This is a genomic window from Actinosynnema sp. NPDC004786, from assembly GCF_053601135.1.
On the sequence record NZ_JBSGBG010000050.1, the window covers coordinates 19,068 to 37,805 of the forward strand.

Sequence of the window (18,738 nt, forward strand, 5' to 3'; positions counted from 1 at the left end):
GCGCCCGTGGTGGGCGGTTCGGTGATCGTGGCGGTGGGCCGGTGACGGGGCGGTTCGCCGACCGGGTCGCGTTGACCACCGGCGCGGGCAGCGGCATCGGGCGGGCGGTGGCGATCGCGCTGGCCGGGGAGGGCGCGGCCGTCGTGCTGGCGGGCCGCGACCCGGACCGGCTCGCGGAGACCGAGCGCGGCATCCGCGAGCGGGGCGGCACGGCGCTGGCCGTGCCGACCGACATCGCCGACGCGGACGCCGTGGCCGAGCTGTTCGCCGCGGTCGGGGACCGGTTCGGGCGGCTGGACGTCGCGGTCAACAACGCGGGCGTGCGGGAGCTGGGACCGGTCGGCGAGCTGGACGAGGAGGCTTGGCTGCGGGTCGTCGGCACCAACCTCACCGGCACGTGGCGGTGCCTGCGCGCCGAGGTCGAGGCCATGCGCGGGCGCGGCGGGGCGATCGTCACCGTCGCGTCGACCGTCGGCAGGCACTCGGTGCTGCCCGGTTTCGGCGCGTACGCGGCGACCAAGGCCGGGGTCGAGGCGCTGACCCGGACGGCGGCCCGCGAGTACGCGCGCGAGGGCATCCGGATCAACACGGTGAGCCCCGGCCCGACCGACACCGCGATGGCGTTCGCGCCCGGCGAGAGCCTCGCCGAGCGCGACGAGCGGTTCGCCGCGGTGGTCCCCGCCGGCCGGGTCGCCGCGATCGAGGAGGTGGCCCGCACGATCCTCTGGGCGTGCTCGGACGAGGCGTCCTTCTTCGTCGGGCACGATTTCGTGGTGGACGGGGGAAGCGTCCTGTGAGGTGACCCCGGTCAGGCCGGGACGGGCGCCCAACCGTCCCGCAGCGCTTTCGCGACGGCCAACGTGCGATTGGGCGTGTTCAGCTTGGCCAGAATGTTCGCGACCAACCTCTTCACCCCGTGCGAGGAAATGCGGAGCTTGCGCGCGATCTGCTTGTTGGTCAGGCCGAGCACGAGCAACGACAGCACCTGCTGCTCGCGCGGCGTCAAACTCGCCGGGAACGGCACCACGCCCGTCCGCGCGCCGCCGCGGACCTCCGCGAGGAGGCTGTTCGCCATCTTCACCGGCATCGGCACCTCGCCGCCCACCATCCGGCGCAACGTCTCGTCCAACGTCACCGCGTTGATCTCGGGCAGGCTCAGGAAACCGTGTCCGCCCACGTCAGCGGCCCGCAGGATGTCCTCGGGGCCGAGCCCGCCCATGATCACGAGCCGCCTCGCCGCGGACCGGGCGTCGTCGGTCGCCAGGGGTTGGTCGAGTTCGCCGAGCGCCACCACGACCACGTCGAACGCGCCGCCGCGGAGTTCCCGCAGGGCCTCCTCGGGCGAATTCCGGACGTCGAGCCGCCCGACCCGCGGCAGGGTCGCGAGCAGGCGCTCCAGCCCGTACCGGGCCAACTCGTTCCGAATGCCGATCAGCACTTTTATCGGGTCGACGGACCCCATGGCTCGTTCCACATCTGCCCCCTCAGATAGGCTTCCGAGTGTAGCAAGACGGGATTGCGGTCCCGGCACGCAATTGCGCGCCGGAGACCGCATTTTTCACCCATTCGTATGATGGGCGACGGGCGTTCCGGGGACGGAAAGGCCCGGTCGGGTCACATGCTCAGACCGCTGGTGAAGACCTGGTCGTAGAACACCTTCAGCTCCGCCACGGTGGTGTGCCGGCCGAGGCGCGAGTAGAGCTGGTCGAACGCCTCCGACCACCGCCGCCGGACGTCGTCGGGGAGGACGAGCGCGCGGAGGTGGCGCTGGTACACCTCGTGCAGGGCCAGGGTCGTCGGCGGCAGCGGCCCGGCGAGGACCGGTGGCGCGACGACGGGAGCGGGCACGCGCACGGCCCCCGGGCCGGGCGGCAGACCGCCGGGCGGGCCGGGCGGCAGACCGTGCGCCGGTCCCGGCGGCGGTCCCTGGGGGAGCGCGCCGGGCGGCCCTTGTGGTGCGCCTTGCCCCGGAAGCTGCCCTTGCGGCGGCGCGCCCGGCGGCGGTGCCGCGGTGGTCGTCACCGGCTCGTCGTCGGTGAAGTCGAACATGTCGATCTCTTCGGTGACCACGGGGGTCCGCTGGACGACCGGCGTGGACGCCTGCTCCGCGCGCAGGCGTTCGGCGGCCCGGTACTCGTCCATCGTCCGCACCCGGCCGGTGCGCCGCTGGAACGTCGTCAGCTCCTGCCGCAGGTCCTCCGCGGTCACGTGGAGGTTCAGCACCCGCTGGTAGAACTCGGCGGCCAGGGTGTTGGCGTGCGCCCACGCGGTGACGTCGGTGAGCACGATGTTGTCCAGGTGGTTGAGCTGGACGTGACCGTCGTCGGTGTAGAAGTGGTGCCGGTTGCCGGTCTGCTGTTCCCGGGTCACGTGGAACTCGGTGAACGTCCGCCTGCCCCGCGGCCCGGTCGGGAAGACCGACACGTGCCAGCCGCCGGCGAACAGGAACCCGAACCAGCCGCCCTTCTCGGACTGCACGTGCCGGACGAGCGGCTCGAAGTCGGTGGGCATCACGCACCTCCCCGGAGCGGTCCGGCGGCGGGGGCGACGGGTAATCGGGCGGGTGATCGTGACGGCGTCATGGCGGCCTCCCTCTCAGGTGGCCCGACTGTAAGCCTGGTCGGAGGCGGCGGACGTGCGTCATTCGGCTGAAACCGCCCGGCGCGGCGTCAGTCGTCGACCACGACGGGCTCGGTCAGCTTCGCGCCGTCCGCCCGGCCGACGAAGCACACCGAGTGCCGGTAGGACACGCGGTGGCCGTTCTCGACGCGCAGCCGCCACGCGCCGGCGCTCGGGATCACCGCCCAGAACCGCAGCACGGCCTCCTTGTCCGGGCCGCGCACCTTGTCGGAGAGGAACGCCCGCGTGCACTCGGCGGCGACCTGCTTGCCCAGCTCCTCCGCCGACGGGTACGGCACGTCCGTGTCGGCGTCGGTGTCGGAGTAGACCTCGTGCATCACCTCGACGTCGTGCGGGCCGTAGCAGCCCACCGTCCGCTCGCCCCCGATGCGCCCCGCGCCCTTGGCGGGCACCCAGGTCAGGCACTCGCCCTCGGTCACCACCAGCGCGTTGGCCACGATGTCGCCGTCCGGACCGACCGTCAACACCGGCTGGAGCGCGGGGGAGGACGTCGGCAGCGCCGATGAGGAGGTCGTCGGGGCGGTGGTCGTCGGACGCGGGGTGGTGGTCGTCGGGTCGGGGACGCCCACGCTCCAGTTGAACTGCGGCTTGAGGACGGTGAAGTACAGCAGGACCACCGCGCCGATGGCGAACAGCGGCGTCAACGTCGCGGACAGGATCAGCCCCGTGCGGCGCTTGCGGGCGAGCGCGGACGGGGGAGCGCCCGAGTGCGTGACGCCGGACGCCGTCGCAACGGGGGGAGTGCCGCCCGGGGGCGTGGGGTTAGACGGCGCGGCGTCGGCGGGCGTGCCGCCGGAAGGCACGCGGTTCGACGCCGCGCCACCGGTGATCGGGGGCGTGCGGACGGTCGGCGGGTCGACCGGCGCGGTGGGGTCCGGCGCGGTGGGGTCCGGTGGCGTGGCCAGCGCCCGCTCGACCAGTCGCCGCGCCCCGGCCGCGCCCAGCCGCCGCTGCGGGTCCGGGTCGAGCAGCCCGACGATCAGGTCCGCCAACGGGCCGGGCGTCAGGCGCGGCCGCGGGCGCTCGTTCAGCACCGCCAGCATGGTCGCCGACGTGCTGTCCCGGTCGAACGGGCCGTACCCCTCGGTGGCGAAGAACAGCGTCGCGCCCAACGCCCACAGGTCCCAGGCGGGCGACGCCTGCGCGCCGGAGAGCCGTTCCGGCGACATGTACGCGGGCGAGCCGATCAACGCGCCGGTGGCCGTCAGCCGCGGGTCGTCCAGGTTCTGGGCGATGCCGAAGTCGGTCAGCTTCGCCGTCCCCCTGGCGGGGACCATCACGTTGCCGGGCTTGACGTCCCGGTGCACCACACCGGACTCGTGGGCCGCCTCCAGCGCGGACAGCAGCTGACCCGCCAGCGTCGCCGCCGCCCGCACGTCGAGCGGCCCGTCCCGCTCGACCAGCTCGGCCAGCGTGGGAGCCTTGATCAGCTCCATCACGATGTACGTCTGGTCCTCTTCCTTGATCAGGTCGTAGACCGTGACGACCGCCGGGTCGGCCAGCCGACTGGCGATCCGCGCCTCCCGCAGCACGCGCTCCTGGTAGACGGCGCGTTCGGCGGCGGGCACGCCACCGGGGATCATCAGCTCCTTGACCGCGACGTCCCGGCCGAGCACCGCGTCCTGCCCGAGCCACACGGCGCCCATGCCGCCCCGCCCCAGCTCGCGGACCAAGCGGTAGCGCCCGTTGCCCACCTCACGCATGGTCGGGAAGTCTCGCAGTCGGACCGGGCCCCGCGGCGGGGTGGGCCGGTCACTGCTCCGGTCGGCCCAACGGAACCGCGTGCCCCCGCGGGCGGGCGACCGTCGATGCCCCGGGACCGGCCCGGCCCCTACGAGGCGGCGGCGAGCGAGCGCCGCACCCGCTCCTCGCCCACCATCACCGGGTCGAGGGTGTCGGCCGCGGCGGAGGTCCACAGCCGGTGCGCGGTGGCGTGGTCGCCGGTCGCGGCGGCCACGTTGCCCAGGCCCGTCTCGGCCCGGGCCACCTCGTGGCTGCTGCCGCAGCGGGCCGCGGTGTCGGCGGCGCGCTCGTACCAGGCCACCGCCTCCTCGGGGCGGCCCGCCCGGAAGTGGGTCCACGCCAGGCAGTTCAGCGTCATCGCGAGGTCCAGCTCCAGCCCCAGGTCGCGGAACTCGTCGTGGGCCTCGCCCCCGTGGCGCAGCGCGTCCTCGAACGCGCCCAGCTCCGTCTCGGTCAACGCCATGCCGCGCAACGTGATCGCCGCGTTGCGCCGGGCCCCGGTCCGGCGGTACGCCGCCAGCGCGGCGCCCATGTCGCGCAACGCCGTGCGGTGGTCGCCCAGGTACAGGTTCACCCAGGCCAGGTTCGACAGCGCGCTGGTGGTGCCCGGCTCGTCGTCCGCCGCGCGGAACAACGCCAACGCCTCCTCGTAGTACTCCGACGCGGCCGCCAGGTCGCCCCGGTCGACGTGCGCCATGCCGAGGTTGTTCAACGTCATGGCCAACGCGTTCGCGTCGCCGTCCGCCCGCGCGGCCGTCACGGCGAGCCGGTGCGTGTGGATCCACGCGTCCCACAGCTTGGTGCGGAAGAAGAAGTCCCGCAGCAGGAACGCCAACTGCCAGCACCCCCGGTGCCACGACCGGTCCGCCGCGTACCCGCACAACGCCACCAGGTTCGGCCACTCCGCGTCCAGCCACGCCATCGCGGCCTCGCGGTCGGCGAACACCTCGACCACCGGCGGCGGGTCGGCCGGCTCCAGTCGCGGCCGGTAGCGCTGCGGCACGAGCAGCTCGTCCGTCGCCGCCGTGGTCGCCAGCGCCAGGTCGAACAGCCGGCGCACGGCGGCGTCGCGCTCGGCCGGCGGCACGTCCGGCAGCGCGTGCTCGATCGCGAACGCCCGCATCAGGTCGTGGAAGCCGGTGTAGCCGCCGGGGTGCTGCACGACCAGGTGGGCGTCGTGCAGCCGGGCCAGCAACCGCTCCGCCTCCTCGACACCCACGCCGGCCAGCGCAGCGGCGCCGCGCAACGCCACCTCCCGACCGGGGTGCAGGGCGAGCAGGCCGAACATCCGCCGCTGGTCCGCGGGCAGGCCCCGGTACGACAGCGTGAACGCGGCCGTGACGCTGCGCTCCCCGTCGTCCAGGGTGCGCAGCCGGACCGCCTCGTCCGCCAGCCGCGCGGCGAAGTCCGGGAGCGTCCACCCCGGGCTGCCGCGGAACCGGGCGGCGGCGATCCGGACGGCCAGCGGCAGCCGGCCGCAGTGCTCGACGATCCGCGCCACCACGTCGTCGGCGGTGGCGGGCACCCGGTCGCCCGCCACCGCGCGGAACAGCTCGACCGCCTGCGCGGTGGACAGCATGGCCACCGACACGTGCACCGCGTCGTCCAACGCGTTCAGGCGGTTCCTGCTGGTGATCAGCACTCGACACCTCGGTTCGGCCGGGAGTAGGGGGATGACCTGCCGTGCGCTGCGGGCGTTGTCGAACACGAGCAGCATCCGCCTGCCCCGCAGCCGGTCGCGGTAGAAGTTCGCCCGCCCGTCCTCGTCGCGCGGCACGTCCTCGGCCGGCACGCCGAGCACCCGCAGCAGCCGGTCGAGCACGTCGCCCCCGGTCGGCCCGCCGTCGCCGGGGGTGGACCCGCGCAAATCCAGGAACAGGCAGCCGTCCGGGAAGTGCGCCTCGGCGGTCCACGCGGCCCGCAGCGCGAGCGCCGTCTTGCCCACGCCCGCCATGCCGTCGAGCACGCACACCGCCGCCCGACCGCCGACCAGCACCTCCTCGATCCGGCGCAGTTCGGCCTCGCGCCCGGTGAAGTGCGACGTCACCGCCGGCAGACCGGAGAACCCGACCGGTTCCCGCGCCACCACCAGGGACGCCAGGGAGCCGGCCGCGCCGAGCGCGGTGTCGCACGCCAGCGCCAGTTCGCGGTTCGGCGCGGCGTGCCCGTTCTCCACCTTGCTCAGGTGGCCCTTGCTGTAGTGGACCCGCGCCGCCAACGCGGTGAGCGACAACCCCGCGGCCTCCCGCCGCAGCCGCAGTTGCCTGCCGAACTCCGCCGCCCGATCGGTCACCGGCGCATTATGGCCCGGCGGTCCGTCAGCCGAACGGGAAACCGCAGATCAACACCGTGGTGAAATGGGTGTGCACAGTCGTTCACCTCCGCGTTCGCCGGCGGCCGGACCTCTTTCCCGACCACCGCAAGGATGTCGGGCGCGGCCGGCCGGCGGCAGGGGTTTCCGGGCGCGGGAAACAACCGGAAACCCGGAAACACCGCCCGACCGGCCCCGGTCGCGGATCGGCTCGTGGCACCCTGTGCCGAGCGTCGGTACGCAGGGGAGGTGCGGGGTGGAGATCAACGTGGCCGGGCTCGTCGCCGAGCTGAAGGCGCTGCGCAAGGGCCGGGGGATCGAGAGCGCCGACCTCGACGCCCGGGTCGGGCCGGCGCTGGGCCGGCTCGTCGGCGTCGCCGACGACGACGGGCCCGCCCAGGTGAGGCGACGGCTCCGGGACTGGCTCACCGCGCACGCCCGCGCCCTGCCCGAGGACCTGAAGGAGGCCGCGCACCTGGCGTTCGGCCTCGGCCACGACGCCCGGCTGCACCGGGAGCGGGTCCGGTCGCTGGCGCTGCGGATCGACCGCGACGACCGCACCGCGCGCCGGCGGATCGACGACGCGCTGCTGCGGATCGCGCAACGCGCGCTCGACCCCGACCTCCGCCGGCCCGAGCCCGACCTGCCGTGGCGCACCGCCGAGCTGAGCGCCGCCGTGGTGCTCGACCTGCCGGTGCCGGAGGTGGTCGAGCGGCGGCGCATCGTGGCCGAGCGGGACGGGCTGGACGAGATCGGCCTGTCGGTCACCGTGGAGCCGCCCGACCCCGGCCGGGGCCCGCTGGACGACGTCGGCCTGGACGTCCTCTACGGCGGCGTGCTGACCAGCCGCGCCCGCCAGTCCACCAACCGGATCGGGTTCGCGCTGCGCCCGCCGGAACCGTTGCGGCGCGACGAGGAGCACGAGTACGCGATCCGCATCAGGCTCTCGCCGGAGCGCGGCATCGCGCCGTACTACGTGTGCACGCCGCGCTACCCGTGCGCGGTGTTCCGGCTCCACGTCCGGTTCGGGCCCGGTCGCGCGCCCGGCGTGATCTGGCGGCTGCGGGACACGCTGCCGATCGAGCTGGGCGACCCGGAGTCGAGCCGGTCCCGGGTCGCCGCGGACGCCTGCGGCGAGGTGCACCTGACGTTCACCGACCTGAAGCCGAACCTGTCCTACGGCATCACGTGGGCCGACGGCGCGGGATGAGGTGGTGGAACGCCGAGTCCACCAGCGTCCGCACCATCTCCGGCGGCAGGCCGCCGGGCGACCCCGGCCGGTAGGTCGACTTCGCGAACGTGCCGTCCGGCCCGAACGACTCGACCCGCACCTCCAGGTCCACCGTGTCGCCGTCGGCGAGGCCGGCCACCGCCGCGGGCCCGTCCGGGATCGGCGTCCCGTCGCGCACCAGCCCGTAGTCGAACCGCAGGCCCAGCGCACCGTCGAACTTCGTCTCCTCGTCGGGCAGCGCGAGCGCCAGCCGCACGGCGTTCTTCAGGTCCCGGCCGGTGGCCGCCGCGGGCACGTCGACCGCGTGCGCCACGGCCAGCGCCCGGTTGCGCACGTACAGCGTGATCGTCGGGCCGGTGGCGGCGGGCCGGCCGGGCGGCGGCAGCACCGGCGTGCCGACGGCGACGTCGCCCCGCCACACCTCGGTGAGGGTCGCCGCGACGCGCATCAGGTCGCCGCCCGCGTCGAGGTACTTGCGCGGCGCGAGCAGGGTCGGCAGCGGGGTGTCGTCCAGCCGGACCACGAACAGGAAGCAGCGCCGCTGGTCGAGGTCGCGGGCCAGCGCCGCGGTCCACTCGGCGGCCACCCACTTGCGGTTGACCGTGTGCTTCGACCACAGCAGCACGAAGAATTGCGACTCGTCGATGGCCCGGTTGATGGTGAGCAGCAGGTCCGCGCCGGGCTGGATGCTCAGCTCGTCCACGAACGCGGTGAGGCCGCGCGCGCCCAGCTCCTTGGCGAGCAGCCGGGCCGACTCGCGGTCGTTCCCGGCGAACGACAGGAACACCTTCGGTGGTTCAGCGGTGTGCGGCACGACGCCTCCAGTGGTCGGTGGTGCGGCGCAGCGCCCGGCGCACGGGCCCGGCCGAGGTCTGCCACCCGGGGTCGCCGTAGACGGTCCAGCAGGACCACCGCGCCGGGTGGTGTTGGTCGGACAGCGGTTTCCACGCGTCCTCGGCCTCGTCGTGGGCCTGGACGACGACGCGGTGGCGCACGACGTCGTCCTGGGCGCGTTTGAGCGCGACGTCGCGCGGCAGGTAGCGGGTGTAGTGCTCGAACCGGTCCAGCACGGTCGCGGCGACCGCGTCGTCGGCCACCCACCGGGCCGCGACGACCGCCGCCGCGCCGGCCTCCAGGGCCGCCCGCACCAGACCGACCGGCTCGTCCCGGCCGACCCGGTTCGCCATCCCGGACTCGCACGCGCCCAGCACGAACGTGCCGCAGCGGCTCAGGTCGAGCCGACGCAGGTCGTCGGACCGCAACCGGCCGGCGGGGCCCGCCGGCCGGAGCTGGAGCCACGACCGGTCCGGGTCGTCCCGGTCGTGCGCGCCGTGGCTGTCGATGCGCACCCGGTGGTACGGGCGGCGCGCCAGCTCGGCACGCAGCCCCGCCGCGGTCGTCAGGTGCTCGGCGAGCACCTCGCCGCGGGCGCCACCCCCGGCCGCGCTGGGCAGCGCGCCCGGCGGGCGGACCACCAGCGCCCGGTCGCCGCGCCGGGACCGCGACCGGCGGCGCAGCGGCCGGCGCGCGGACAGGCACGGCAGGTCCGACAACGCGAAGCGGTCGCCGAGCCGCCGTCCCCCGGCGTCGGGCAGGACCAGGGCGGCGAACGGCACGTCGGACAGCACCCCACCCGCCACCACCGCGATCCGGTCGACCCCCGGCGGCAGCTCGGCCGCCAGCGGGGCCAGGCCGAGCAACCCGGCGATCCGGTCCAGGCAGCGGTCGAACTCGCCGGTGTGCACGCCCAGGTCCAGGACGTCCGCGCCCCACCACGCCTTCAGCCCGGTCACCGCCTCGACCAGCCGCTGCCGGTCGACCGGCGTCGACCAGTGGCGGATCGTGCGGCGACCGAGCACCACGTGGTGCACGCGGTCCGGCGTGGCGTGCAGCATCCACACCACCTGGGACCTCGGCAGGTCCCGGGTCACCCCGCCGACCCACCGCCACGCGCCGTCCAGGTCGCTGACCCGCGGCAGGTCGCGTGGCGGGGCGGGCCGGTCGGACCGCAGCACGTCCAGGATCGTCGCGCCCCGCGCGTGCTCCACCGCGACCGCGATCCCGGCCACGGCGTGCCGCCGGTCGTCGGTCACCGCGTCGTGCGCCGCCCGGATGCGCTCGTCGTGCTCGTCGGCGGCCGACAGCAGCATCCGCGCCCGCAGCTCGTCGCCCTGCAACCGCGCCACCCGCTCCTCCAGCCGGTGCGCCTCCACCCAGCACGCGTCCGCCCGGTCGTCGTCCCCGAGCTTGAACAGCGCCCGGCCGAGCAGCCGCAACGCGTACTCGCGGACCTCGGTGAGCGCCGTCGAGGACGCCCGCGCGGCGGCGGCCTCCCAGTGCTTGACCGCCTCGTCGAGGAACGCGGCGTCGCCGGACCCGCGGTGCCTGGCCCACTCGTGCTCGCCGGCGGTCAGGTGCCAGATCGCCGCGTCGTGGTCGCCGTTCGCCTGGTCGCGCAGTTCGACCAGCAGCTCCTCGGCCTCGGACACCCGCCCGGCGAGCACGAGCCGGCGGGCGTACTCGACCCGTCGCCCGAACCGGGGCGAGCCGGGCGGTCCGGCCGGCCCGTCGGGGAAGAGGCGGTCCGCCTCCTGCCGTGCCGCGACGGGGTCGGGCGCCTGCGCGGCGGCCTCGACCAGCAGCGGGCGCAGCCGCGCGGCCAGCTCCGGCCGGCGGGTCAGCCACGCCGTCGTCACCAGCTCGGCGAGCACCGGGAACCTCAGCGCCGGATCGACCTGGGTGCGCTCCAGGCAGTCCTGCAACGTCCGGCACGCCTCCCCGTACCGCAGCTCCCGCCGCAACGCCAGGGCGCGCAGCAGGTACTCGGCCGTGGTGCGCGGCGGCGGCCCGGCCACCGCGTCCGACACCGCCGACGCCACGCCCTGCCGCACGGCGAGCGCGAGCAGGTCGCCGTCGACCCCCGCCACGCCGCGCTCGTGGTCCAGCCGCAGGAACGCGGCGCGGGCCCCGGTCAGCTTCCGCTCCGCGAGCGGGAGGTCGCCCCGGTCGGCCGCGACCAGCCCTTCCAGCCGCAGCAGCCGCGCGTGGTCCTCGGCGTCGAGCGCCCCTCCACCGACGAGCGCGGCCCGGACCGCCGTGACGTCGGCCCCCGCACCGGCCTGGTCCCCGGCGGCGGCGCGCACCTCGGCGCGCAGCAACCGCAACCCGACGTGGTCGTGGCCCAGCGGCTCGGCGTACTCCGCGCACCGCCGCTCCGCCGCCGTGACCGCGCCCAGGGCGAGCAGCGCGGCCACGTGGTCGAGCGCGACCGCCTCGCGGAGCACGTCGTCCGCCAGCTCGAACACGGTCTCGTAGGCGGCGTCCACCCGGCCCGCGTCGGCGCGGTCGACCGCCCGCCGCGCCGCGCCCAGCGCCCGTCCGAGCGCGCCGTCCGGGTCGACCTCGAACTCAGTCCTCATCGCACCCGGCCGGCGCGTCGTCGGTGTCCGGGCAGACCAGCAGGATGGTCGCACCCGCGCCGGCGGTGACGTCCCGGCCCGGCGCGGCGGTCGGCGCGGGCGAGGCCGACACGGTGGTGTTGTTGCCGGTGCCCACGGGGCGGACCGCCCGGTCGAGCCGCAGCCACTCCGCGCCGCCGTGCGACCGGACGTCCGGCCGGGTCACGACGTCGAGCGCGGCCGAGCCCACCACGACGGCCTCCCGCACCCGCACCTTCAGGTCGCGCGGGATCGCGGCGGCCACGATCCGGCCGTGCTCCACGGTCAGCGAAGCGCGGAGGCCCTCGTGCGCGTACACGTCGCCGGAGGACTGCTCGACGGCCTCGCCCAGCGTGATCGTCCGTCGCGGGCCGACCTGCAGCGGCCCGCGGTCGACCAGCAGCGCCACGTCGCCGTCGAACCGCACCACGACGTCGCGGGTCGCGTCGCCGACGAGGGCGGCGCGGACCCGGATGGACCAGGCGTCGTCGGGCCACAGGAGCCTGACCTCCGCCTCGCCGACGAGCGCCAGGCCGTCCTCCGACAGCCGGACCGGCCGGAACAGCCCGTCCCCGGCCGCCGCCGCGGCGTCCCTCGCCTGGAGCACGTGGGGCAGCGCGGCGGTCAGCGCCATGCCCTCCGGCGTGGCGTCGAGGACCGCGTCACCCGCCGGGTAGCGCGCGTGGCCGTCCACCAGGTGCACGGTGGACTCCCGGCCATCCGGCGCGGTGACGCGCAGCGACCGGGCGTCGGCCGGCGGCCGGTCCGCCGGCACCGCGACGGCGGCCTGCTCGGCGGCGGCGGGTGTGACGTCCACCCAGCCGTCGGCGGGCGGGTCGCCGTGCCGGTGGATGGTGCCGTAGTAGAACCGCGGGTCGCCGCCGCCGGGGCTGGGCGCGCCGAGCCGGAACGTCACGTCGCCGGGCGGCGGCTGGTCGCCGCCGACGCGCACCGACCACTGGCCGTCCACGCGGTGCTCCACCGCGCCGCTCGCGTCCCGGAACGTCTGCAGCACACCGTCCTCGACCGGCGGCAGGGTGTCGCCCGGTGACGCGGCCAACCGGTTCTGCAGGGAGTCGAGCAGGGTGCGGGCCCGTTCCATGACCCCGCGCCGCCACTGCACCGTGACCACGCCCCGGTCCTTCACCGCGGTCAGCTCGCCGCTGTCGTGGCCGAGGTCCGAGAGCCGCTGCGTGACGCGGCCGCCACCGGCGTCCACCTCGTGGCGCACCGTGCGCTCGCCGTCCAGCACGAGCTTCAGGCCGCCCAGCGACACCACCTCGCGCGGGCTGCTCCGGGTCGTGGTCGTGACGGTGTCGCCCCGGGTCTCGACGTGGTGCTCCACGCTCGCGGCCACGGTTCCGTCGGCGTCCCGCACCTCCCGCTTCACCGTGCCGGAGCCGGTCGCGGTGTCGAAGCTCGACCCGCCGCTCACGCCGGCCCGGTTGACCTGCGCGGGCAGGTCCGCCCGGCCGGCCTCGCCGCCCTTGCGCGAGATCACGTCGCCCAGCGACACGCCGCCGGAGATCATGTGGTAGCCGCAGCTCTCGAACGTCCGCGACGGCGCCGGGACCACCGCCTCCTGGGTGGCCGAGGGCGGGGTGACGAACCGGATCGGCGACCGCTCCCGCAGGTCCTGGTTGCCCGCGTACCACTGGGCGAAGGTGAGGTCGGACCGGATCTCGGAGTCGTCGAGCTGCGGCAGCCGGGCCGAGGTCTTGGCGACCAGCCACTCCAGCGCCCCGCTCCACCTCATGATGTGGTCCAGGCGCTGGTACTGGGGCTCGTAGTCGGCCACCGCCTGGTAGTGCCGGTCCCACCACTTCAGGCCGCGGCCGAACGCGTAGCTCGGCTCGACCTCGCCGCCGTCGTCGCCGTCGGACCGGGAGAACAACCGGGTGGACTGCGCGCCGATGCTGATCGCCCGGTCGTCGAACGAGAACGCCGCGTCGTTCTGCCCCAGCCACAGCCGGCCGCTCTCGCTGAGCGTGGTGGTGTCGCAGTGGCTCCACGGCGTGCGCGCCTCGGGGTCGGGGACGAACCCCGCCACGGCCTGCGCGGGCACGCCGGTGCCCACGCCGTTGGCCCAGTCCTTCGCCACGTAGTCGGTGTAGAAGAGGGTGGCGCCGACGGTGGTGCCCGCCAGGCCGCCGTCGTAGCGGGCCTGGCTGTAGACCGACCGGCCGTTGATCGCGGCGAGCAGGGCCCAGAGCTGGACCCGGTCGTCGGTCAGGCCGAGCTGCCCGAGCTCGGCCGCGGACAGGCCGTTCCCGTACAGCGCCAGTTCGACGTACGCGGCCAGGTCGTCGGACGACGTGAACAGCGAGCCGTCCCAGTAGTCGCCCAGCACGCGGTCGACCAGCTCGCCGCTGACGTTCGGCAGCACCGCCCGGAGGTCCTCGGCGGTCTCCGGCGGACCCGGGTCGAGCGAGAAGCCGGGGGTCGGCGAACCCCGCAGGTAGCCGCGCTGGAGCGTGGAGACCTCCTCCAGCGTCAGCTCGGCGTCGGCGACGTCGGGCCAGTTCCAGCCGGACGCCACGATCCCGCCGTCGCGGGTCTCCAGCGTGGAGAGCAGTTCGGTCCGGTCGAGGAAGTCCTCGAGCGCCGCCCGGTCGTCCACGCGCATCGACACGTAGCCGTGCGCGGCCCGGAAGTCGGCCGACGACATCGGCTCCTCGGCGGTGATGTCGATCGTGGACGTCTCGGCGTGCACCGCGTACGGGTGGACGCGGACCTGCCGCGGGTCGCCGCCGGAGTCGGTGCGGTGCTGGTCCAGCAGCTGCCCGAGGGTGCGGGAGCGGTGCGGGTCGTCGCGCGGCACGAGCAGGTGCAGCGTCTCGCCGTCGAACAGGGCCCGGCCCGGACCGGTGTCCTGCCGGGCGAGGTCGCTGAACCCGCCGTCGCGGATCGGCAGCGTGTCGTAGGCGGTGTCGCGGAAGGCCGCGGCGCCCAGTTCCAGGTGCGCGGCGAGCGCGGTGCGCGCCCAGTCCCGCAACTGCTCCTGCGCCTCCACCTGGTCCAGCGCGCCGAGCCGGTCCGCGGCCGCCGCGTAGGACATCACGAAATCGGCCGACTCGGGCGGTCCGGGCGCTGGTTCCTCCGGGCCCGACGTGCAGCTCGCGAGCACCAGCGCCGCGAGTAACAGGGTGATTGTCGCGTGGAGCCGAGTGCGCATGGCGGCGGTCCTCCGGCCTGCGGGAATGGCACGGGTGGAATGGTGATCGACAGCATAGCCGCGCTCGATCGGCCCTCCGGCCGCCTCGAATTCCTGTCACTTTTGTGTCCGCAAGTTGTCCGGCGGGCGCGATTCGCACGGGGTTCGCCCGATTCGTGCGGACAACGCCGCGGCGGTGTGGTCCGCCGAGCTGTGCAAACCCGAAAGGGGAGCGGTCGGTCGCCATCCGGGTGGACGAGCGGGACCCGTGCGGGAATGCGATCACGCTCGGCGTGCGCCCGACGCCGCCGACGGGGTGAACCTCCACCACGGACCGGCGAACCTGATCGCCCGGCTTGAGGTTCCCGGTCCGGGCGGTGGCACGCTCCGACGCACACCGAAGTCGAGGAAAGGACGCCATGAGCGGGCACTCCGACGGGTCGCGGCAGGCCGATTTCCCCTACGGCCCGGACGACGCGACGTGGTCGTCGTTGTTGACCTCGGCCGGGTTGGGGGACGGCCGCGCGTCGGTCATCGCCCAACCCGCCCAGGACCCGCGGGAGGTCTACCCGACCGACCCGGAACTGGAGATCGGGGAGTTCGAGATCCCCGCCGACGGCTTGAGCCCGCAGCAGCGCAAGCGCGCCCTGAACCGGCTGGAGACCTACCTGGTCGGCAAGCACGCGACCATGGTCGGCTTCCAGGGCAACCAGGACATGGCCCACTACCAGCAGGACCTCGCCCGGTTCCTGGAGTTCCACCTGAACAACATCGGCGACCCGTTCCAACAGGGCAACTACAAGATCAACACCAAGATCGTGGAACGTGCCGTGCTCGACCACTACGCCTCGCTGTGGCGCGCGTCGTGGCCGTACGACGCCGACAACCCCGAGAGCTACTGGGGTTACGTGCTGACGATGGGGTCCACCGAAGGCAACCTGTACGCGCTGGCCAGTGCCCGCGACTACCTGTCGGGCAGGAAGCTGATCTCCGAGCCCGGCGAGGACGGGCGGGCGGTGTCGCAGATGGTGTTCGTGCAGGCCCCGTCACCCGCGACCGGGGACGACGGCGCGCCCGGCCGGGACGACAACGCCTACCGGCCCGTCGCGTTCTACTCCGAGGACACCCACTACTCGGTGATCAAGGCCGTCCGGACGCTGGCGATCGACACCTTCGCGGCGGTGGGCAGGCGGGAGTACCCCGGGCAGTGCCCGATCGCCGACGAGTGGCCGATGGAGGTGCCGTCCAAGGGCGGCGCGGACGGCAGCGGCGAGATCGACGTGGACGAGCTGGAGCGGCTGGTCCGCTTCTTCGCCGAACGCGGTCACCCGATCCTGCTGCTGCTCAACTTCGGCACCACCTTCAAGGGCGCGTACGACAACGTGGAGAAGGTCGCGAGCCGGCTCGTGCCGATCTTCGCCGAGCACGGCCTGCTGGAGCGCGAGATCGAGTTCGAGCCGGGCCACACCGACCGCCGCCGCGGCTTCTGGGTGCACGTGGACGGCGCGCTGGGCGCGGGGTTCATGCCGTTCCTGCGGATCGCGGCGGCCGAGGAGCGCGGCAGCGAGCTGGCGATCCAGCTCCACCGGGAGATCAAGGGCAAGATCCCCGAGTTCGACTTCGGGCTGGAGGTCCACGGCGTCGACGTGGTCAGCTCCCTGGTGATGAGCGGGCACAAGTGGCCGGGCGCGCCGTGGCCGTGCGGCGTGTTCATGACCAAGAACAAGTTCCGGGTCGAGCCGCCCGCGAAACCCGCCTACACCGGGTCGCCCGACACCACGTTCGCCGGGTCGCGCAACGGCCTGTCCCCGCTGGTGCTGTGGAACCACCTGGCGTCCAAGTCGATCCGCGAGCACGCGGCCGCCGCGGTGCGGGCGCTGCGCGTCACCCGGTACCTGGAGAGCTCGCTGCGCGAGCTGGAGGACCGGCTGGACCGGGAGGACCGGCTGCCCGAGGGCGGCCTGTACGTGGACCGCAGCCCGATGGCCCTGACCGTGCGCTTCCGGCAGCCGAACGACGCGGTGGTCGGGAAGTGGTCGCTGTCCTGCCAGCCGATGCTGATGAACTCCGGCGAGCTGCGCCACTACGCGCACGTCTTCGCGATGCCGTCGGTGACGGAGGAGAAGGTGGACGCGTTCATCGAGGACCTGTTCGCGGAGGGCGCCTTCGACCGCCCCGAACCGGAGCCGCGACCGGAGCGCCGGGCGGGCGCGCCGACCTTCGCCGCCGACGTGCGGCCGCTGGCCCTGGTCCCGGTCATCGGCCGCGGGTTCCAGTGACGGCCGGCACGTCGCAGGACAGCCCGCCGCGGGCACGGCGGCAACACCCGGCGGGCCGACCGCCGCGGCCGGGTGTCGGGCGCCGGCCGCCGGGCGAGGCCCCGATGGGCAAGGACGGCGCCGGCGTGCCCACGGCGGCGGGCGCGGGTGGGTCCCCGGTGGGCGCCGCCCGACCCCCTGCCGGCGCCGAGCCGCTCCCGCGCGGTCGGGTCGCGCCGGCCCGCCCGCACCCCGCCGGGAGCCGTTCCCCGACGTGCACCCGGAGTGACCGAACCCGTTGGCGCGACTCCCCTTGACCGTCACGGGCGGGCGGCGCGACGCTCGGCTGTCGTTGCCGCTCCCACCGAGGGGACCCGTCCATGACCCGGACCGAGTCCGAACCCGCCGACAGACCCCGTGCCGCCGCGCCGGAGAACCCCGGCGCGCGCCCCCTGAACGGCGACGAGTACATCGAGAGCCTGCGCGACGGCCGGGAGATCTACCTGTACGGCGAGCGGGTCCGGGACGTCACCACCCACCCCGCGTTCCGCAACCCGGTGCGGATGACCGCACGGCTCTACGACGCCCTGCACGACGACGCGACCCGCGACGTCCTGACCCGCCCGACCGACACCGGCAACGGCGGCTACACGATGCGCTTCTTCCGCACCGCGCGCACCGCCGCCGACCTGGTCGGCGACCGGGACGCCATCGCGCAGTGGGCGCGCATCACCTACGGCTGGATGGGCCGCAGCCCCGACTACAAGGCGGCCTTCCTCGGCACCCTGGGCGCCAACTCCGAGTTCTACCACCCCTACCAGGACAACGCGTTGCGCTGGTACCGGGAGTCCCAGGAGAAGGTGCTCTACTGGAACCACGCGATCAACCACCCGCCGGTCGACCGCTCCCGCCCGCCGGACGAGGTCGCCGACGTGTTCGTGCACGTGGAGAAGGAGACCGACAACGGGCTCGTGGTGAGCGGCGCGAAGGTCGTCGCCACCGGCTCGGCGATCACCCACCTGAACTTCATCGCCCACTACGGGATGCCGTTGAAGAAGCGCGAGTTCGCGCTGGTCTGCACCATCCCCATGGGCTCGCCCGGCATGAAGCTCATCTGCCGCCCGTCCTACACGATGTCGGCGGCCGTCATGGGCAGCCCGTTCGACCACCCGCTGTCGAGCAGGCTCGACGAGAACGACACGATCTTCGTCCTGGACAAGGTCCTGGTGCCGTGGGAGAACGTGTTCGTCTACGGCGACGTGGAGAAGACCAACAACTTCGTCGCGGGCTCCGGTTTCGTGTCCCGCCTGACGTTGCAGGGGTGCACGCGGCTCGCGGTGAAGCTCGACTTCCTGGCCGGGTTGCTGCTCAAGGCGTTGTCCATCACCGGCACGCGGGACTTCCGCGGCGTCCAGTCGCGGATCGGCGAGGTGCTCGCCTGGCGCACGATGATGTGGGCGCTCACGGACTCGATGGCCCACAACCCCGACCCGTGGGTCGGCGACGCCGTGCAGCCGAACGTGAACTCCGGCCTCGCCTACCGCTGGTTCATGACCGTCGGCTACCCGCGGGTGAAGGAGATCATCCAGCAGGACCTCGGCGCCGGCCTGATCTACCTCAACTCGCACGCCGCCGACTTCAAGAACGCCGACGTCCGGCCGTACCTGGACAAGTACGTCCGCGGCTCCAACGGTTACGGGTCGGTCGAGCGCGTCAAGGTGATGAAGCTGCTCTGGGACGCGATCGGGTCCGAGTTCGGCGGCCGGCACGAGCTGTACGAGCGGAACTACGCCGGCAACCACGAGGCCGTCCGCACCGAGATCCTGGCCGCCCAGGACGCCATGGGCCTCACCCGCGCCTACGAGGACTTCGCGGAACTGTGCCTGTCCGAGTACGACCTCGACGGCTGGACCGCGCCCGACCTCGTCAACCCGGACGACGTCAACCGGATCGGCAGGTTCTGA

11 protein-coding genes are annotated in these 18,738 nt (G+C 74.3%); 4 read left to right on the forward strand and 7 right to left on the reverse strand.

What is annotated here, in order from left to right; genetic code table 11:
* The first annotated feature begins 41 nt into the window (after window positions 1–41).
* Window positions 42–797 (forward strand): SDR family NAD(P)-dependent oxidoreductase, encoded by a 756-nt coding sequence (locus ACWEFJ_RS32780; protein WP_449716106.1) that lies wholly within the window; start codon window positions 42–44, stop codon window positions 795–797.
* 11 nt (window positions 798–808) lie between these two features.
* Here ACWEFJ_RS32780 and ACWEFJ_RS32785 read toward each other — a convergent pair whose 3' ends face one another.
* The 4 genes from ACWEFJ_RS32785 to ACWEFJ_RS32800 form a co-directional block, all read right to left on the reverse strand.
* A complete protein-coding gene (locus tag ACWEFJ_RS32785; RefSeq protein ID WP_378097058.1) occupies window positions 809–1,462 on the reverse strand; it encodes a helix-turn-helix transcriptional regulator in 654 nt (217 codons plus the stop codon).
* 152 nt (window positions 1,463–1,614) lie between these two features.
* On the reverse strand, window positions 1,615–2,511 hold the full coding sequence (locus ACWEFJ_RS32790) for a hypothetical protein (RefSeq protein ID WP_449716107.1): 897 nt from the start codon (window positions 2,509–2,511) through the stop codon (window positions 1,615–1,617).
* A 158-nt stretch (window positions 2,512–2,669) separates the two neighbouring features.
* Entirely contained in the window at window positions 2,670–4,343 is a 1,674-nt protein-coding gene (locus tag ACWEFJ_RS32795; RefSeq protein ID WP_449716108.1) for a protein kinase domain-containing protein, read from the reverse strand.
* 128 nt (window positions 4,344–4,471) lie between these two features.
* A complete protein-coding gene (locus tag ACWEFJ_RS32800) occupies window positions 4,472–6,676 on the reverse strand; it encodes an ATP-binding protein (protein ID WP_449716109.1) in 2,205 nt (734 codons plus the stop codon).
* A 274-nt stretch (window positions 6,677–6,950) separates the two neighbouring features.
* On the opposite strand from ACWEFJ_RS32800, the gene ACWEFJ_RS32805 reads away from it, so the two are divergent.
* Complete coding sequence (locus tag ACWEFJ_RS32805; RefSeq protein WP_378092598.1) at window positions 6,951–7,904, forward strand: hypothetical protein; 954 nt, start codon at window positions 6,951–6,953, stop codon at window positions 7,902–7,904.
* On the opposite strand, the gene ACWEFJ_RS32810 is transcribed toward ACWEFJ_RS32805, so the two are convergent.
* The 3 genes from ACWEFJ_RS32810 to ACWEFJ_RS32820 are packed head-to-tail and all read right to left on the reverse strand — an operon-like array spanning window position 7,879 to window position 14,537.
* Window positions 7,879–8,739: a toll/interleukin-1 receptor domain-containing protein gene (locus ACWEFJ_RS32810; RefSeq protein WP_449716110.1), complete on the reverse strand. Its 861-nt coding sequence runs from the start codon at window positions 8,737–8,739 to the stop codon at window positions 7,879–7,881. The two genes, ACWEFJ_RS32805 and ACWEFJ_RS32810, sit on opposite strands and share 26 nt — an antisense overlap.
* On the reverse strand, window positions 8,723–11,344 hold the full coding sequence (locus ACWEFJ_RS32815) for a CHAT domain-containing protein (protein WP_449716111.1): 2,622 nt from the start codon (window positions 11,342–11,344) through the stop codon (window positions 8,723–8,725). Before ACWEFJ_RS32815 ends, ACWEFJ_RS32810 begins: the two co-directional genes overlap by 17 nt.
* Window positions 11,334–14,537: a hypothetical protein gene (locus tag ACWEFJ_RS32820; RefSeq protein ID WP_449716112.1), complete on the reverse strand. Its 3,204-nt coding sequence runs from the start codon at window positions 14,535–14,537 to the stop codon at window positions 11,334–11,336. The genes ACWEFJ_RS32815 and ACWEFJ_RS32820 overlap by 11 nt, the downstream gene beginning before the upstream one ends.
* 398 nt (window positions 14,538–14,935) lie before the next feature.
* On the opposite strand from ACWEFJ_RS32820, the gene ACWEFJ_RS32825 reads away from it, so the two are divergent.
* Together ACWEFJ_RS32825 and ACWEFJ_RS32830 are read left to right on the forward strand one after the other, a co-directional pair.
* Window positions 14,936–16,795 carry a PLP-dependent aminotransferase family protein gene (locus ACWEFJ_RS32825; RefSeq protein WP_378092590.1) on the forward strand — a complete coding sequence of 620 codons (1,860 nt, stop codon included), beginning with the start codon at window positions 14,936–14,938 and terminating at the stop codon, window positions 16,793–16,795.
* Between the two features lie 359 nt (window positions 16,796–17,154).
* Complete coding sequence (locus ACWEFJ_RS32830; RefSeq protein WP_449716113.1) at window positions 17,155–18,738, forward strand: 4-hydroxyphenylacetate 3-hydroxylase family protein; 1,584 nt, start codon at window positions 17,155–17,157, stop codon at window positions 18,736–18,738.

Excerpts from the sequence above, each read along its gene's own strand:
- ACWEFJ_RS32785 (WP_378097058.1), bottom strand. The coding sequence starts at position 1,462 with ATGGGGTCCGTCGACCCGATAAAAGTGCTGATCGGCATTCGGAACGAG.
- ACWEFJ_RS32790 (WP_449716107.1), bottom strand. The coding sequence starts at position 2,511 with ATGCCCACCGACTTCGAGCCGCTCGTCCGGCACGTGCAGTCCGAGAAG.
- ACWEFJ_RS32795 (WP_449716108.1), bottom strand. The coding sequence starts at position 4,343 with ATGCGTGAGGTGGGCAACGGGCGCTACCGCTTGGTCCGCGAGCTGGGG.
- ACWEFJ_RS32815 (WP_449716111.1), bottom strand. The coding sequence starts at position 11,344 with ATGAGGACTGAGTTCGAGGTCGACCCGGACGGCGCGCTCGGACGGGCG.
- ACWEFJ_RS32820 (WP_449716112.1), bottom strand. The coding sequence starts at position 14,537 with ATGCGCACTCGGCTCCACGCGACAATCACCCTGTTACTCGCGGCGCTG.
- ACWEFJ_RS32825 (WP_378092590.1), top strand. The coding sequence starts at position 14,936 with ATGAGCGGGCACTCCGACGGGTCGCGGCAGGCCGATTTCCCCTACGGC.
- ACWEFJ_RS32830 (WP_449716113.1), top strand. The coding sequence starts at position 17,155 with ATGACCCGGACCGAGTCCGAACCCGCCGACAGACCCCGTGCCGCCGCG.